Here is a 15,536-nt window from a genome sequence, read left to right as displayed (position 1 = left end):
CGAAGACCGATGTTCCACGTGGAACGAACTATTTTCCGATGCAGAACCGCCCGAACAGTGCGTCGAGCATGTCCTCGACGCCCGCCCGTCCCGTTACGGCGTCCAGAGCCAGACGGGCCTGGCGCAGCTCCTCGGCCGCGATCAGCGGGTCGAGAGCTGCGGCGGCCTCCGCCACATGCAGCGACACGCTGTTCAGCGCCTCCCGGTGGCGCGCGTTCAACGCCACCTCGCCCTCGGCGGGAAGCAATGCGCGAGCACGTGCGACGAGCAGATCGGTGAGCTCGGCCAGACCCTGCCCCGTAGTTGCGGAAACGGCGACATCCGTGCGCTGGTCCGTAGCCGCGCCCTCATCCGCCTTCGGGTGGACGACGATCGCCCGCGAGCGGTCAGGGCAATCTTCCGGCGCCCCGAGCCACAGGATCAGATCTGCCGCTTCGACACTGCCACGGGCGCGATCGATCCCGATCCGCTCGATCGCATCGTCGCTGTCCCGCAGCCCGGCGGTATCGATCAGGACGAGCGGAGTCCCGCCGATCGCCAGAGGCGCCTCGATCACGTCCCGTGTCGTCCCCGGGATGTTCGAGATGATCGCCGCTTCCCGGCCGACGAGCGCGTTCAGCAGCGTCGACTTGCCCGCATTCGGAGGGCCGGCAATCACGACCCGCACGCCGTCGCGCAGCCGCTCGACCGGTGGCCGCGCCAGAAACTGGAGCAGCTGTCGGTTGAGCGCCTCAAGCTCTCCCCGCCATCGCTCCGGCAGATCGTCACCGACGTCGCCCTCGTCGGAGAAATCGAGCAGCGCCTCGAGACGCGCCGCCAGGCCCAGCAGGAGGTGCTGCCACGTCTCGACCTGGCGGCTGAGCGCCCCGCCGGCGAGCGCCTGCGCCGCCCGGCGCTGCGACTGGGTCTCGGCCGCGAGCAGATCGGCCAGCCCCTCCGCTTCGGCGAGATCGAGCCGGCCGTTCTCGAAGGCGCGGCGGGTGAACTCCCCCGCTTCGGCTGGCCGGAGCCCGTCCTGGCGCGCGAGCGCGGCGAGCACTGCGGCCACGACGGCACGGCCGCCATGGAGATGAAGCTCGACCAGATCCTCGCCGGTGACGCTGTTCGGCCCGGGGAAGCGAAGCACCAGCGCGCGATCGAACACCTCGCCGTCGCCGCGGAGAACCGCCAGGCGCGCCGTCCGCGGCGGAGGCGGGGCTACGGCGAGACTGGCGAGCGCTCGATCGGCGTCGGGACCACTGATCCGCACCACGGCGATGGCCGCAGGCGGGGCCCCGGTGGAGAGCGCAAAGATGGTCCTGGCGTCAGCCTTCACGCCGCCCGCTCATCCCCTCCAGCATCGTTCGCCACATCGCGAGTCCGGCGTCGCTCATCGGCGCCCAGCTCTTCATCAGCTCGCCGGCGCCTTCGGCGGTGAGGCCCTCGCTGACCGCCTTGGTCATCCGCTCGACATAAGCGTTATGGACCGGCGTGAGATCAGGCAGGCCCATGAAGCGCCGCGCCTCCTCGGGCGTGCAATCGACATCCACCGTGATTTTCATTGTCCCGATCTCCCGCAATCTGTCGCGCGTCCAACTGCTATGTGTATAGAAGCGCGCCGGCACAAGGAGAGAGAAAGCGATGATCGGGATCGAAACCCTCGGCGGCCAGGAGCGCTTCCAAGCCTATCTGGCCGAACCGGACGGCACCCCAAAAGGCGCGATCGTGGTGATCCAGGAGATCTTCGGGATCAACGCCGGCATTCGCCGCAAGTGCGACACCTGGGCGCAGAAAGGCTATCTGGCGCTCGCTCCGGACCTGTTCTGGCGGCTCGAGCCGGGAGTCGAGCTCGATCCCGACGTCGAGGCCGAGTTCAAGCGCGCGCTGGATCTGATGGGTCGTTTCGACCAGGATCAGGGAATCGCCGACATCGAGGCGGCGATCCGCGCCGCCCGCTCCCGGCTCGGCGCCGGTGGGAAGGTGGGCTGCGTTGGATACTGCCTCGGCGGCCGCCTCGCGTACATGACCGCGGCCCGTACCGACGTCGATGCCAGCGTCGGCTATTATCCCGTGGGACTGCCCAACATTCTTCACGAGCGACACGCGATCTCGCGGCCCCTGCTGATCCATGTCGCCGGCGCCGATCACTTCGTCCCGCCCGAGCAGCAGCAGGAGGTGCACGCCGCGCTCGACGATCATCCCCGCGTCACCATCCACGACTATCCCGGCGAGGATCACGGCTTCGCAGCGGAGATGGGCAAACGGCGGAGCGAGAACTCGGCCCGGCTCGCGGACAGCCGCACCGAGGCCTTCCTCGCGGAGCACATCGGGTGAGCGAGCCATACGCTTTCTGCCTGCGCGAAACGGGCGGTCCGGAGATCCTGGCGGCCGAGCACATCGATCCTCCCAGCCCGGGCCCCGGGCAGGTTCTGGTCCGCCATGAGGCGATCGGGCTCAACTACATCGACACCTATCATCGCTCTGGCCTCTACAAGGTCCCCCTGCCCTCGGGCCTCGGGAACGAGGCGGCCGGCATCGTCGAGGCGGTGGGCGAGGGTGTCACCGAGTTTCGGGAAGGAAACCGGATCGGTTACTTTACCGGCCCATTGGGAGCCTATTCGACACATCGGGTGGTCGATGCGGCGCGGCTGGTGAAACTACCGGAGGCGCTTACCGCCGAGCAGGCGGCCGCGACGATGCTGAAGGGCACGACGGCCGAATATCTTATCGAACGCTGCGCCAGGGTTTCGCCCGGAGACAATGTTCTCGTCCATGCCGCCGCCGGGGGTGTCGGATCGATCCTGGTGCCCTGGTTGAAGTCCGTCGGCGCAACCGTGATCGCCCATGCCGGAGACAGTCGGAAGGCCGCGATCGCGCGCGAACTCGGCGCCGACCATGCCCTTTGCTGCCCGCTCGACGAGCTCGCCGCGGAAGTGCGGGTGCTGACCGGCGGCAAGGGGGTCGAAGTCGTCCTCGACGGCGTCGGCGCGGCCTCGTGGCCGGCCTCGCTGGGCTCGGTGGCGCGGCGGGGCCTCGTCGTCACCTATGGCAATGCTTCTGGAGCGGTGCCGCCGTTCACTGCGCTCGACCTGCTCAGCGCCGGCTCGATCTTCGTCACCCGGCCGACGCTCGGCGACTATTGCGCCACGCCGGACGAGATGCGGGCCTCGGCGGCGCGACTGTTCGAGATGATCGACAAAGGCGTGGTGCAGGTGAGGATCGGTGCGACCTTCCCGCTCCTCGAGGCCGCGGACGCCCACCGGGCGATCGAGAGCCGCGCGACCACCGGCTCGACGGTGCTGCTTCCTTAACCCACGGATGGTCTCCGCTGGCTAGGAATGATCGGCCTGCGTAGGCCCCGCAAGACCGTAGAGGGCGGGACAGCAGGGTCATGACCGGAGGCAGCCGGAAGACAGTGACGCTTGCGAGCCGCGCCGGTGGCTGATGACGCAGGTCTCACAAACACGAAGGGGGTCTCACGACCCCCTCCACCCCACATCGTGCGGTCCCCCTCCCCGCGAGCGGGGAGGATCTCGCGAAGCCTTACGAGTTCATCGAGGCGAAGAAGTCCTCGTTCGACTTGGCGTCCTTCATCTTGTCGAGCAGGAACTGCATCGCGTCGACGGTGCCCATCTGCATGAGGATGCGGCGCAGGACCCACATCTTCGAGAGCGTCGCCTGATCGACGAGCAGCTCCTCCTTGCGGGTGCCGGAACGGCCCACGTCGAGCGACGGGAAGATGCGCTTGTCGGCAACCTTGCGGTCGAGCACGATCTCCGAGTTGCCGGTGCCCTTGAACTCCTCGAAGATGACCTCGTCCATCTTCGAGCCGGTGTCGATCAGCGCGGTAGCAATGATCGAGAGCGAGCCGCCTTCCTCTATGTTGCGGGCCGCGCCGAAGAAGCGCTTCGGGCGCTGCAGCGCATTCGCGTCGACACCGCCGGTCAGCACCTTGCCCGACGAGGGAACGACCGTGTTGTAGGCGCGGCCGAGGCGGGTGATCGAATCGAGCAGGATCACGACATCCTTCTTGTGCTCGACCAGACGCTTCGCCTTCTCGATCACCATCTCGGCGACCTGGACGTGCCGGCTGGCGGGCTCGTCGAAGGTCGAGGAGACGACCTCGCCGCGCACCGATCGCTGCATGTCGGTGACTTCCTCCGGCCGCTCGTCGATCAGCAGCACGATCAGGAACACTTCCGGGTGGTTGTCGGTGATCGCCTTGGCGATGTTCTGGAGGAGCACGGTCTTGCCAGTACGGGGCGGCGCGACGATCAGCGCGCGCTGGCCCTTGCCCTGCGGCGAGATGATGTCGATCACCCGCGCCGACTTGTCCTTCACCGTCGGATCGAGCGTGTCGAGCCGCAGCTTCTGGTTCGGATAGAGCGGGGTGAGATTGTCGAAATTGACGCGGTGGCGGACGGCGTCCGGATCGTCGTAATTGATCTGGCTGACGCGGACGAGGCTGAAGTAGCGCTCGCCCTCCTTGGGCCCGCGGATCTCGCCCTCGACCGTGTCGCCGGTGCGCAGGCCGAACTTCCTGACCTGGTTCGGCGCGACGTAGATGTCGTCGGGACCGGCGAGATAGTTCGCTTCCGGCGAGCGCAGGAAGCCGAAGCCGTCCGGAAGCACCTCGATCGTTCCCATGCCCATGATTTCCTGGCCGTTCTCGGCCTGGACCTTGAGGATGGAGAACATCAGCTCCTGCTTGCGCAGGGTCGAGGCCCCCTCGATGCCGATCGCCTCGGCCATGGCGACGAGGTCGGCGGGGGATTTGAGCTTCAGGTCCTTGAGATGCATCGGGGGGAGAACTCGGCAAAAATGGAGTGCGGGTGTCGTGCGGTTCGCGAGAGGATTCACGATTTGGGGTGATCGCCTACACGGACGGCAGGCCAACGACTTGTGTGGAGTTAGGCTCCGACCCGATCCAAGTCAACAGCAGGGCCGCGGGATTCGTGCGACCCGGGGGGCGCGATCTCACGGGACGGGCGATCGATTGACGTACGAAGCCTCGCTGAGACCCCGGCTATCGCCGGGGTGACCCGGCTCTTCGGGCGGGTCAGAACGGCTTTACGATCACCAGGATGACGATCAGCACCGTGGCGAGACCGGGGAGCTCATTCATGATGCGCAGCGCCTTGCCGCTCAGCGGACGCTCTCCCTTGGCGAGCTTGCGGCCATAGCCGATCAACCAGCCATGGTAAGCCGAGAGGACGAGCACGAGCGCCACCTTCGCGTGCAGCCAGCCTTCGGTATAGGCGCCGCTGGTCCAGGCCAGAGCAAGGCCCAGCACCCAGACCAGGATCATGGAAGGCGTGATGATGATGTGCCGGAGCTTGGCCTCACGGTCGATCCAGCGCTTCTCCTCCTCGGAGCCGGGCGCCGATTCCTGATGATAGACGTAATAACGCGGCAGCATGAACATCCCGGCGATCCAGAAGATCACGAAGATAACATGGCCTGCCTTGAGCCAGGCGTAGGTCAAAGTGAGCGCGCTTTCGATGCCATCGATCACCGACGCACCAAGCCGATGAGCTGCTCGACATGCGGAATCGGCGTGTCCGGCAAGATGCCATGCCCCAGGTTGAAGACGTGCGGTCGGTTCGCGAAGCTCAATAGGATGCGGTCGACCGCGCTGGCAAGCGCCTCGCCGCCGGCGATCAACGCGAGGGGATCGAGATTGCCCTGCACCGGCAGATCCGGCGGCAGCATTTCGGCCGCCCATCGGGGATCGACCGTTTCGTCGAGCCCCAGCGCGTCGACCCCCGTCTCCCGCGCATAAGCGGGCAGCTTGCCCCCTGCGCCCTTGGGGAAGCCGATCACCGGCACACCGGGATGGCGGGCCTTCAGCGCCGATACGATCCGCGCGGTCGGCGCGATCACCCAGCGTTCGAACTGAGCCGGCGAGAGCGAGCCCGCCCAGCTGTCGAACAGCTGGACCGCGTCGACGCCTGCCTCGATCTGGCGCGAAAGGTAATCGACGGTCATCTCCGCGACCGCCTCCACAATCTCGCCGAACGCCTGTGGATCGGCATAGGCCTTGCGGCGGGTCTCGCCCTGATCCTTGCTGCCCTTTCCCGCGACCATGTAGGTCGCCACCGTCCAGGGACTTCCCGCGAAGCCCAGGAAGGTCGTCTCAGCGGGCAACGAGGCGGCGACTTTCTCCACAGTTTGAAAAACCGGCTCGAGACGCGCGGGAACGCGATCCAGCGAGGCGAGGCTCGCCCCGACCAGCGGCGGCGACAGGCGCGGTCCCTCGCCGGCCTCGAAGCGCAGGTCCTGGCCCAGGGCCCAGGGCACGATCAGGATGTCGGAGAACAGGATCGCGCCATCGAAACCGAAGCGCCGGATCGGCTGGAGGGTGATCTCGGCTGCGGCCTGAGGATCGGTCGCGAGATCGAGGAAGCCGCCTTTCTCGGCGCGCAACGCACGATATTCGGGAAGGTAGCGGCCGGCTTGGCGCATCAGCCAAATCGGTGTTTTCTCGGGCTTTTTCCCGCTCAGCACGCTGAGCAGGAGCTTGTCGGACGAAGGCATGAAAGGCGCGGGCTCCGCTCTCCTCTCTATCTAAGAGTCTTATTAGAAGAGAGTCTGATGAAGGTTGTAGGGTGCCGGAAGCTGGGGTTTATTCGCTCCACCCGCTTTTGCAAACAGCTTGACTCTGGGAGCGGCGCAGAAGCCCGCGGATTCGCGAAAATCATCCCCAGCTTCCACATCGCGCCCGGGGAAAGTTTCCCGTCTTTGCGACTCTGTGGATCGAATTGCGGTTAACGGGCACAAATGGTTCGCTTGCAACCGTCCCGAAGCTTCCGCTAGCGCTTTCAACACGCTTATCCACAGGGGGTTTTTCGCACGTGACGCTCCACCTCCATCTCCTGTCGGATTCGACCGGCGAGACGCTGGAGCTGATCGCCAAGGCCTGCCTCGCCCAGTTCGACGAAATCGATGTCGTCCGCCATCTCTGGCCGATGGTCCGCTCCGAGGGGCATCTCGACCGGGTGCTGGACGATATCGAGCGGCGCCCGGGCCTCGTTCTTTACACGCTGGTGAACAGCAACATCCGCCGCGAGCTCGAGCAGAAGACCCGCCGCCGCGGCATCCATGCGGTTTCGGCGCTCGACCCGGTGGTGGACGCTCTCTCGGTGGTGCTCAACCAGCAGGCCAAGGCGCGGCCGGGACGGCAGCACGCGCTCGACGCCGCCTATTTCGCGCGCGTCGACGCGATCCAGTTCAGCATCGCCCATGACGACGGCATCGGATCGGACAATTGGGAGGAGGCGGACATCGTCCTCGCCGGCGTGTCGCGCACCTCCAAGACCCCAACTTCAATTTATCTCGCCAACCGCGGCTACAAGGTCGCCAACATTCCGCTGGTGCCGGAAGCGCCGCCGCCAACCAATTTGTTCACCCTGAAGCACCCCCTCGTCGTCGGCCTCACCACCAATCCCGAGCGGCTGATCCAGATCCGCCGCAATCGGCTGCTCTCGCTGAACCAGGCGCCGGAGACCGACTATGTCGACACGGACGCGGTGGCGGCGGAGCTCGCTTTCGCCCGCCGGCTGTTCGCCGACAATGCCTGGCCGGTGATCGACGTGACGCGCCGCTCGATCGAGGAGACCGCCTACGCGATCGTGAAATTGTGCAACGAGCGGATCGATGCGGCGGCGAACGGGGCAAATCGGTGAGGCTGCTGCTGGCTTCGAAGAGCAGCACGCGGCGCGAGATGCTGGCCCGCGCCGGCGTCCCGTTCGACACAGCCGAGGCTTCGCTCGACGAGGAAGCGGCCAAGGCGGGGCTCAGCGGCGCCGGATTCGACGCGCGTGGCATCGCCGAGGAGCTGGCCCAGCTCAAGGCGATCTCGGTCACGGGCGTGGCGGGCGACCTCGTGCTCGGCTCCGACCAGACGCTGGAACTGCCGGATGGAACGATGCTCAGCAAGCCGAGATCGCGCGACGATGCAAAGACGCAGTTGCGTGCGCTGGCCGGCACCACCCACCGGCTCCATTCGGCCGCGGTGATCGCCGAGGCCGGCGTGGCGGCCTGGTGGTGTTGCGAGACGGTCGAGCTGTCGATGCGGCCGCTGAGCGAGGCGTTCCTCGAAGCCTATCTCGACCGCGAATATGAGCACATCCGCTGGAGCGTCGGCGGCTACCGTGTCGAAGGGCCCGGCGCGCAATTGTTCGACCGGATCGAGGGCAGCCATTTCGCCGTGCTCGGCATGCCTCTCCTTCCCCTGCTCGCCCAATTGCGCGAGCGCGGCTATCTGGCACGTTGATGAGCGTTCCTTATGCCGAGGTGATCGGTGATCCGATCGCCCATTCCAAGTCGCCGCTGATCCACGGCCTATGGCTTGAGCGCCTCGGCCTGCCGGGACGCTATTGCCGTACCCAGGTGGCCCAGGACGGACTCGCCGAGTTCCTCGGGTCGCGCCGGGGGGATGGCGACTGGCGCGGGTGCAACGTCACGATTCCCCACAAGATCGCCGTGATCGATCAACTCGATGCCGTCGACAGCGTCGAGGTGGGTGCCGTGAACTGCATCGTGCCGGAGAACGGCCGCTTGCGCGGGCTCAACACCGACGTGCTGGGCATCTCGGAGGCGCTCGGCGGCTGTCGCGCAGACGGCCCGATCGTGCTGGTTGGAGCCGGGGGCGCGGCACGTGCGGCGATGGCATGGCTGAAGCAGGCGCGCGTCCAGGACATCCGCGTGGTCGCCCGAGACCCCGCGAAGGCCGAAGACCTGCTCGCCGCATTCGGCTGCCAAGGCAGAGCCCTCCCCTTCAGCGCGGCGACGGACGCTCTCGCCGACGCGACCGGCCTGTTGAACGCGACGCCGCTCGGCATGACGGGCTTCGATCCGATGCCGGAGTCACTGCTCGCCGGCCTCGGCAGCATGGCCGGGAACGCGTTCGTGCTCGACATGGTCTATGCGCCGGTGGACACCGCCCTGCTCGCCCGCGCGGCATCGCTGGGCCTGGCGCCGGTCGACGGTCTGGCGATGCTGATCGGCCAAGCGAAATCCGCGTTCCGCCTCTTCTTCGGCGCGGCTCCACCGGCCGATTGCGACGACGAGCTGCGGGCACTGCTGACGTCATGAAGCTCGGCCTCACCGGCTCGATCGGGATGGGCAAGTCGACGGTCGCGGCGATGTTCGCGGCGCAAGGCGTGCCGGTGTTCGATGCCGATGCGGCGGTTCATCGCCTCCAGGGACCGGAAGGCGCTCTCGTCGCGGAGATCGAAACTCATTTCCCCGGCACTACCAGCGCACGCGGAGTCGATCGCGGCGCCCTCGCCGAGCGGGTGCTCGCCGCGCCCGAGGCACTCCGCCGGCTCGAGGCTCTGGTCCATCCCGCCGTTGCCCGGGAGCGCGAATCCTTCCTCGCCGCCAACGCCGCGGCGCCGCTGGTCGTGCTCGACATCCCTCTGCTGTTCGAGAAAGAGGGGTGGCGCGACGTCGACAGGATCGCGGTCGTGTCCGCGCCGGCCGCCGTCCAGCGCGATCGCGTCCTGGCCCGTCCGGGAATGACCGAAGAGAAGTTCGCGCGGATTCTCGCGCAGCAGCTCCCCGATGCGGAGAAGCGGGCGCGCGCCGACTTCGTGATCGACACGGGAGGCTCATTAGAGCAGACTCGCGACTCGGTTCGCCGCATCGTTGCTTGTCTGAGCGAGCCCGGGAACTCATAAGCCGGCCATGCGCGAAATCGTCTTCGACACCGAAACCACCGGCCTCAATCCGCTCACCGGCGATCGCATGGTGGAGATCGGTTGCGTCGAGCTGGTCAACCGGGTCGAGACCGGCCGCACCTTCCACGCTTATTTCAATCCCGACCGCTCGATGCCCGCCGGCGCGGAAGCGGTGCACGGCCTGTCCGAGATCTTCCTCTCGGACAAGCCGCGCTTCCACGAGAAAGTGGAGGAGCTGCTCGATTTCCTCGGCGACGCGCCGCTGGTGGCGCACAATGCGAGCTTCGATTTCGGCTTTCTCAATCACGAGCTCGGCAATTGCGCCCGCCCGCTGATCTGCATGAGCCGGATGATCGACACGCTGGCGCTCGCCCGCACCAAGCATCCGGGCGCGAAGCACAGTCTCGACGCACTTTGTACACGGTTCGGCGTCGACCGCAGCCTGCGCATCAAGCACGGCGCGCTGATCGACGCGCAGCTGCTCGCCCAATGTTATGTGGAGCTGACCGGCGGCCGCCAGATCGGCTTTTCGCTCGCCGACACGATCATCGTGGAAGAGAAGAATCCTCAGCCTTCCGAAGGGTTTGTTCCCGAACGGCTGGTTGCGACGGTGCGCCCGCCGCGGCCGCATGCGCCGAGCGAGGAAGAGCTGGCGGCGCACGCGGCCTTTCTCGCGACGATCGCCGATCCGATCTGGAACCGGATCGACGCACGCGGTTGACGCCTGCCCGGCGCGGGGCCTAATCCGCGCCCGAAAACTGTGGTGGAGTGTCGCATGGACATCCGGGTCTCGGGACATCAGGTCGATACGGGCGAGGCGCTTCGGAGCCGCGTCGAGCAACGGCTGAATGCCATCGCCGACAAATATTTCTCGCGCGCGATCTCCGCCCAGGTGACCTTCGGCAAGGGGCCGCACGATCACGGCTTCACCTGTGAGATCGTCGCCTACGTGCCGGTCGGCATGGTGCTGAAGGGCACCGATCGTGCCGCCGATGCGCATGCCGCGTTCGACGGCGCCGCGGACAAGGTGGAGAAGCAGCTCCGACGCTACACGCGCCGCCTCAAGGATCGCCAGGCGCCCGTGCCGGCTGCGGCGCTCGAGGATCTCGCCAACGCCGAATATCGCGTCCTCGCGACCGCCGACGCCGAAGCCGACGAGGCCGGCGAGCACCCGCCGGTGGTGGCCGAGACGCGTGTCGACATTCCCGATGCGAGCGTCTCGGATGCGGTGATGATGCTCGATCTGCGCAACACCAATGCGCTGATGTTCCGCAACAGCGGCACGGGCAGCTTCAACATGGTCTATCGCCGCGAGGACGGCACGATCGGCTGGGTCGAACCGAAGGCGGAATGAGCCTCGGGAAGCCTGCTCTCCGATAAGCGTTGGCGGCGCGTACCGCCCGTGGAAATCAAGTTCGATGAGTGATCTGTCCCATCTGCTGACCGTGGACGGCATTGATGCCGCCCTCTCGGCGGCGAACAAGAAGGCGCTGTTCCAGCAGGTCGCCGTCACGGCCAGCCGCCAGACAGGGCTTCCCGCGCGCGACATCGTCGGCGCAATCAGCGATCGCGAGAAGCTCGGCTCGACCGGATTCGGCGGCGGAGTCGCGATTCCCCATGGCAAGATCGAGGGACTGGAGCGAGTCTACGGCTACTTCGCGCGGCTGACTGCCCCGATCGAATTTCAGTCGGTCGACACCCTGCCGGTCGATCTCGTGTTCGTGATCCTCTCGCCCCCCGATGCAGGCGCCGACCATCTAAAGGCCCTGGCCAGCGTCAGCCGCACGCTTCGCGATCGAGACATCGTCGCAAAGCTTCGCGGCGCGCGCTCGCGGGACGCGATCTTCGCCCTCCTCGCCGGAGTCGAGAGTGCCCACGCCGCCTGAGGCGGCCGGCCGGCCCGCCGTCTTCGCCGGCGCCGAAGCGCATTACCGGGCGCTCGAATCGCTCTATCGCCACGCGCCGATCAACGCGCTGTTCGAGTCCGATCTCGAGATCGTCGAGGAAGGCTTCGCCCGCATCCGCTTCGAGATTCATGAGGGCAATTTCCACGCCGCGGGCGCCGCGCACGGCACCGTCTACTTCAAGATGCTGGACGATGCGGCCTTCTACGCGTGCAACAGCCTCGTCACCGATCGCTTCCTGCTGACGACCGCGTTCAACCTGTTGTTCACCCGTCCACTGAGGACGGGCCCGGTCATTGCGGAGGGCCGCTGGGCAAGCGGCCGGCGACGGGTGCTCGTCGGCGAAGCGCGGCTGATCGATTCGAGCGGTGAAGAGGCTGCCCGGGGCACGGGCACGTTCATGCGCTCCCACATCCCGCTGTCGACGCTCCGCGGTTACGCTTCGGAATGATTCCCCGGCTTTCCACCAATCTCCTGATCGGAGCGTTGGTCCGAAAGGCGGAGGCGGAGGGCGGGTTCGCGGCCGTTCTCAGCAAGGGCGACGAAAGTTCGGGATCTATCCTCGTCATTCTGACCGAAAAGGGGACAAATCCGCGCCTCTACGAGCGCCTGCTCGGCGCCGACGGACTCTATTCGTGGCAGCTGGCGCTCACGGCAGAGACAGACAAGTCTCTGGAAATGAGCGATTTCCTCGCAAGGCGGCGTCGGTTCGACCCAGACCTCTGGGTGATCGAACTGGACGTCCCGTCCGCAGAACGGTTCGCCGCCGATATGAATTCGGTCGGTTGACGTTCCATCGGCGCAACGAGTAAAGGCCCCGTCAGCACTTTCGCGCAAGAGCGGGGGCCGGCCGAACCCGGGGTTATTGGGGAGGTGACCGGCCACGCGAGACGGAGGGCAGCCCCTGGGTGCACAGGGTTAGGAATACGCACCCGGTTCCGGGCGGAGCCAGCCGCATCGACTTGAGATCAGATGATTCGCATCAAGCATGCCGCGGGCATCTCCGCGGCTGTTGTGGTTGCCGCATTCGGCACCCTCTATGCCGGCCCCTCCCGCGCCTGGGAGTTCACGACGCCGCCGGTCTCTTCTTCCGACCCGACCCTTCATCAGGGTATCGCCGTTAACAATTCGTTGCCGCAGGATGCCGCGCCCGCGCCGCAAGCCGACGCCGTGCCTGAGACAGTCGTCCCGGCTGCGCCGGCGATCGCCGCCCCGATTGCGCCTGCGCCGCAGGCCAAGGCGGCTGCGGTTCGCCGCAGCCTTGCCCAATTGGTCGCCGATCATTCGACCGCGCGGACGAACAGCGCGGAGCACGAATGCCTCGCCAATGCGGTCTATTTCGAGACCAGGGGCGAGCCGCTCGTCGGCCAGCTCAGCGTCGCCGAGGTGGTCGTGAACCGCGCCCGCTCCGGCCGTTTTCCCTCCAGCGTTTGCGGTGTCGTCAAGCAGAAGGGCCAATTTTCCTTCGTGCGCGGCGGCCGCCTGCCCGCAGTGCCGCGCAGCTCGCCGGCGTGGCGGAAAGCCGTGGCGATTGCCCGCATCGCCCTAGAGGATCTCGCCGACGGTCACGCGCCGCGCGCGCTGTTCTTCCACGCGAAGAAGGTGCGGCCGTCCTGGCGTGGCCTCCGCCGAGTCGCTGCGGTGGGCAATCACGTCTTCTATCGCTGAGAGCGGACTCGCATTCGTTCTTGTTTCATTCTATTGCCGGGTGATGGCCTCGACTCCGAGTTCCCGCCCGGAACCCTGCTTCCAAGATTCTCCCCTGGCCGCGCAGGACGTGGCCAGGGGCGTCACCCGGCTGTTCTTCAACCAGGACGCTTTTGCCCTCTGCGAGGTGCCGCTGCCGAACGGGCGGCGCGCCGACATGATGGCGATCGATTCCGCCGGCCTGATCACCATCGTCGAGATCAAGGTCTCGCGGGCCGATCTGCTCGGCGACGGCAAATGGCCCGACTATCTCGATTATTGCGATCGCTTCTTCTGGGCGGTGCCCGCCGGCTTCGACCTGGGGCCATTCGACGGTGACGGCTTCCAGCCGGACCTGTGCGGGCTGATCGTCGCCGATCGCTACGACGCCGCCGTGATCCGCGACGCGGCGCTTCGCAAGCTGGCCCCCGCGCGGCGCAAGGCGGAGACGCTGCGCTTCGCCCGGAGAGCCGCCCGGCGGTTGGTGGGGGATCTCGATCCGGCGCTCGCCGGATTCAGCTGACAGCTTTCGAGCAGGCGGCGAGCGCCGCCTCTTCTCAGAGCTTCGGCCCGGCGACCGGCTTGGCCTTCGTCTCTCCGCTCTCCTGGAGCAGCTTGAGAATCGCCGTCGAGCGGGCGTCCTGCGCCGCGTAATCGATCGCCGAGAGGCCGGCAACGCTGTCCGCCTTCTTCGGATTGGCGCCCCGCTCGAGGAGCAGGCGAACCATCGCGATGTCGCGCCGCTGCACGGCCAGGATCAGCGGAGTCTCGCCCCTGCTGTTCGGAAGGTCGACGCTCGCCTTGCGGGCAAGCAGAACCTGGGCGCCGTCGGTCCAGCCGAGCTGGGCCGCGATCGAGAGCGCGGAATTGCCCTGCTCGTTCTGGAGGTCGGCCCGGGCGCCCTTGCCGAGGAGATAGGTGAGCCAGGTCAGGTCGCGGGCGCGCGTGACGATGTGGAGCGCGCCTTCGCCGGTGCCGCGTTCGCGCGCATTGATCGCGATCGTGCCCGGCTGCGAGAGGACGGAGGCGACCTTTTCGCCGTCGCGTTCCTTGACAGCCTTCAGGAAAGTATAGGCGTCCGAATAGTTCTGCGCCGTTGCCGGCGCTGCGATCACCAGCGTTGCCGCGACCAGCGCGGCGGCCAAACCCCTGCCCACCATCTTTACCCCGTCACTCCCGACTTGATCGCCGGCCCATAGCAAAGCAAGGCTGCCGGCGCCATGAACGAAACCGCCAAGTCTCGCATTTTCCTGATCCTTTCGCTCTTTTTGGGCGTGCTCGCCGCCGCGTGCAGCGATGCCCGGCAGGAGCCTCCGCTGCAGGGCGCCGCGATCGGGGGGCCCTTCACCCTGACCGATCAGAACGGCCGCCAGGTCCGCGACAGTGATTTCGCCGGCAAGTACCGCATCGTCTATTTCGGCTTCGCCAATTGCCCCGATGTCTGCCCCACCGACCTCGCCGCGATCGGCCAGGCGCTGCGCCAGTTCGAGAAGAGCGACCCGGCATTGGCGGCCAAGGTGCAGCCGCTGTTCATCACCGTCGATCCGGAACGAGATACGCCGGCGGCGCTGAAGCAATATGTCGCGTCCTTTCATCCGCGGCTGATCGGCCTCACCGGCAGCCCGCAGCAGATCGCCGATGCGGCGAAGCATTATGCGGTCTATTATTCGAAGGAACCGACACCGGAGGGCTACCGGATGAACCACGCACGCATCATCTTCCTGATGGGGCCCAAGGGAGAACCGATTGCGATGCTGCCGCACGACCAGACACCCGATGCGATCGCCGCCGAGCTCGAGAGATGGGTGCGGTGACGGAGCCCTTCTGGGAGAAGCCGCTCGGCGAGCTCAGCCGCAGCGAATGGGAGGCGCTGTGCGACGGGTGCGGGAAATGCTGCCTGCACAAGCTCGAGGATGACGAAACCGGCCATGTCTATCCGACCAATGTCGCGTGCAAGCTGCTCGATCGCGAGACCGGCCGATGCAGCAATTATCGTGGCCGGAGGGCCTTCGTTCCCGATTGCATCCGGCTGACGGCCGACATGGTGGAGCGGCTCGACTGGCTGCCGACGACCTGCGCCTACCGTTTGCGTGCGGCGGGCCAGAAGCTACCCGAATGGCATTATCTGATCTGCGGCGACCCGGAGGCCGTTCACCGCGCGGAGATGTCCGTCCGCGGCTGGACGATCGGCGAGGCCGACGCGGGCGATCTCGAGTTCCATATCGTCGAGCGCGAGCTCTGAGCCGGTGTTCGGACGAGCCAGCACCAAGGCCGATGATAAGGA

General features: G+C 66.7%; 21 protein-coding genes. 15 read left to right on the top strand and 6 right to left on the bottom strand.

All coding sequences use genetic code 11. The annotated features are described in order from the left end of the window. Positions 1–28 precede the first annotated feature (28 nt). Positions 29–1,315, bottom strand: coding sequence for a tRNA uridine-5-carboxymethylaminomethyl(34) synthesis GTPase MnmE (gene mnmE / locus E2493_RS04975; RefSeq protein ID WP_135084316.1), 1,287 nt, complete (start codon positions 1,313–1,315; stop codon positions 29–31). Further along, complete coding sequence (locus tag E2493_RS04970) at positions 1,305–1,541, bottom strand: DUF6489 family protein (protein WP_135084314.1); 237 nt, start codon at positions 1,539–1,541, stop codon at positions 1,305–1,307. The genes mnmE and E2493_RS04970 overlap by 11 nt, the downstream gene beginning before the upstream one ends. A 79-nt stretch (positions 1,542–1,620) precedes the next feature. Here E2493_RS04970 and E2493_RS04965 point away from each other — a divergent pair, with 79 nt between their 5' ends. Beyond that, on the top strand, positions 1,621–2,313 hold the full coding sequence (locus tag E2493_RS04965; protein WP_135084312.1) for a dienelactone hydrolase family protein: 693 nt from the start codon (positions 1,621–1,623) through the stop codon (positions 2,311–2,313). Then, entirely contained in the window at positions 2,310–3,290 is a 981-nt protein-coding gene (locus E2493_RS04960) for a quinone oxidoreductase family protein (protein ID WP_225421151.1), read from the top strand. The genes E2493_RS04965 and E2493_RS04960 overlap by 4 nt, the downstream gene beginning before the upstream one ends. Before the next feature lie 232 nt (positions 3,291–3,522). Here the strand turns inward: E2493_RS04960 and rho are convergent, their stop codons facing one another. The 3 genes from rho to hemE form a co-directional block, all read right to left on the bottom strand. Continuing rightward, positions 3,523–4,779, bottom strand: a complete 1,257-nt coding sequence (gene rho / locus E2493_RS04955) for a transcription termination factor Rho (protein WP_135084310.1) — start codon at positions 4,777–4,779, stop codon at positions 3,523–3,525. A gap of 259 nt (positions 4,780–5,038) precedes the next feature. Continuing rightward, positions 5,039–5,494 carry a CopD family protein gene (locus tag E2493_RS04950; RefSeq protein WP_263854054.1) on the bottom strand — a complete coding sequence of 152 codons (456 nt, stop codon included), beginning with the start codon at positions 5,492–5,494 and terminating at the stop codon, positions 5,039–5,041. Then, a complete protein-coding gene (hemE, locus tag E2493_RS04945; RefSeq protein ID WP_135084308.1) occupies positions 5,491–6,516 on the bottom strand; it encodes a uroporphyrinogen decarboxylase in 1,026 nt (341 codons plus the stop codon). Before hemE ends, E2493_RS04950 begins: the two co-directional genes overlap by 4 nt. Before the next feature lie 317 nt (positions 6,517–6,833). Between hemE and E2493_RS04940 the strand changes: the two genes are divergently transcribed. The 11 genes from E2493_RS04940 (at position 6,834) to E2493_RS04890 (ending at position 13,775) form a co-directional block, all read left to right on the top strand. Further along, positions 6,834–7,664 carry a pyruvate, water dikinase regulatory protein gene (locus tag E2493_RS04940; protein ID WP_135084306.1) on the top strand — a complete coding sequence of 277 codons (831 nt, stop codon included), beginning with the start codon at positions 6,834–6,836 and terminating at the stop codon, positions 7,662–7,664. Then, positions 7,661–8,254, top strand: a complete 594-nt coding sequence (locus E2493_RS04935) for a Maf family protein (protein ID WP_135084304.1) — start codon at positions 7,661–7,663, stop codon at positions 8,252–8,254. Before E2493_RS04940 ends, E2493_RS04935 begins: the two co-directional genes overlap by 4 nt. 20 nt (positions 8,255–8,274) lie before the next feature. After that, a complete protein-coding gene (locus tag E2493_RS04930; RefSeq protein WP_318531677.1) occupies positions 8,275–9,075 on the top strand; it encodes a shikimate dehydrogenase family protein in 801 nt (266 codons plus the stop codon). After that, positions 9,072–9,662, top strand: a complete 591-nt coding sequence (coaE, locus tag E2493_RS04925; protein ID WP_135084302.1) for a dephospho-CoA kinase — start codon at positions 9,072–9,074, stop codon at positions 9,660–9,662. The genes E2493_RS04930 and coaE overlap by 4 nt, the downstream gene beginning before the upstream one ends. A gap of 7 nt (positions 9,663–9,669) precedes the next feature. After that, positions 9,670–10,383 carry a DNA polymerase III subunit epsilon gene (gene dnaQ, locus E2493_RS04920; RefSeq protein WP_135084299.1) on the top strand — a complete coding sequence of 238 codons (714 nt, stop codon included), beginning with the start codon at positions 9,670–9,672 and terminating at the stop codon, positions 10,381–10,383. A 54-nt stretch (positions 10,384–10,437) separates the two neighbouring features. After that, positions 10,438–11,016, top strand: a complete 579-nt coding sequence (gene hpf, locus E2493_RS04915; protein WP_135084297.1) for a ribosome hibernation-promoting factor, HPF/YfiA family — start codon at positions 10,438–10,440, stop codon at positions 11,014–11,016. 64 nt (positions 11,017–11,080) lie between these two features. Next, entirely contained in the window at positions 11,081–11,548 is a 468-nt protein-coding gene (locus tag E2493_RS04910) for a PTS sugar transporter subunit IIA (protein ID WP_135084295.1), read from the top strand. Further along, entirely contained in the window at positions 11,532–12,017 is a 486-nt protein-coding gene (locus E2493_RS04905; protein ID WP_135084293.1) for a PaaI family thioesterase, read from the top strand. Before E2493_RS04910 ends, E2493_RS04905 begins: the two co-directional genes overlap by 17 nt. Continuing rightward, the gene (locus E2493_RS04900) at positions 12,014–12,355 is read left to right on the top strand and encodes a DUF1491 family protein (protein ID WP_135084291.1); all 342 of its coding nucleotides are present in this window, start codon (positions 12,014–12,016) and stop codon (positions 12,353–12,355) included. Before E2493_RS04905 ends, E2493_RS04900 begins: the two co-directional genes overlap by 4 nt. Before the next feature lie 183 nt (positions 12,356–12,538). Then, positions 12,539–13,234, top strand: a complete 696-nt coding sequence (locus E2493_RS04895) for a cell wall hydrolase (protein WP_135084289.1) — start codon at positions 12,539–12,541, stop codon at positions 13,232–13,234. A gap of 43 nt (positions 13,235–13,277) precedes the next feature. Further along, positions 13,278–13,775, top strand: coding sequence for an MmcB family DNA repair protein (locus E2493_RS04890; RefSeq protein WP_135084287.1), 498 nt, complete (start codon positions 13,278–13,280; stop codon positions 13,773–13,775). Between the two features lie 34 nt (positions 13,776–13,809). Here the strand turns inward: E2493_RS04890 and E2493_RS04885 are convergent, their stop codons facing one another. Further along, positions 13,810–14,412: an ankyrin repeat domain-containing protein gene (locus E2493_RS04885; protein WP_191992964.1), complete on the bottom strand. Its 603-nt coding sequence runs from the start codon at positions 14,410–14,412 to the stop codon at positions 13,810–13,812. 60 nt (positions 14,413–14,472) lie between these two features. Here E2493_RS04885 and E2493_RS04880 point away from each other — a divergent pair, with 60 nt between their 5' ends. Together E2493_RS04880 and E2493_RS04875 are read left to right on the top strand one after the other, a co-directional pair. Then, complete coding sequence (locus tag E2493_RS04880; RefSeq protein WP_135084283.1) at positions 14,473–15,066, top strand: SCO family protein; 594 nt, start codon at positions 14,473–14,475, stop codon at positions 15,064–15,066. Then, on the top strand, positions 15,054–15,494 hold the full coding sequence (locus tag E2493_RS04875; RefSeq protein WP_135084281.1) for a YcgN family cysteine cluster protein: 441 nt from the start codon (positions 15,054–15,056) through the stop codon (positions 15,492–15,494). Before E2493_RS04880 ends, E2493_RS04875 begins: the two co-directional genes overlap by 13 nt. Positions 15,495–15,536 lie beyond the last annotated feature (42 nt).

Origin of the sequence: Sphingomonas parva (ex Maeng et al. 2020), assembly GCF_004564275.1 — a bacterium.
In the GTDB taxonomy this organism is placed as follows: domain Bacteria; phylum Pseudomonadota; class Alphaproteobacteria; order Sphingomonadales; family Sphingomonadaceae; genus Allosphingosinicella; species Allosphingosinicella parva.
This window is presented reverse-complemented; position numbering and strand designations above follow the sequence as displayed.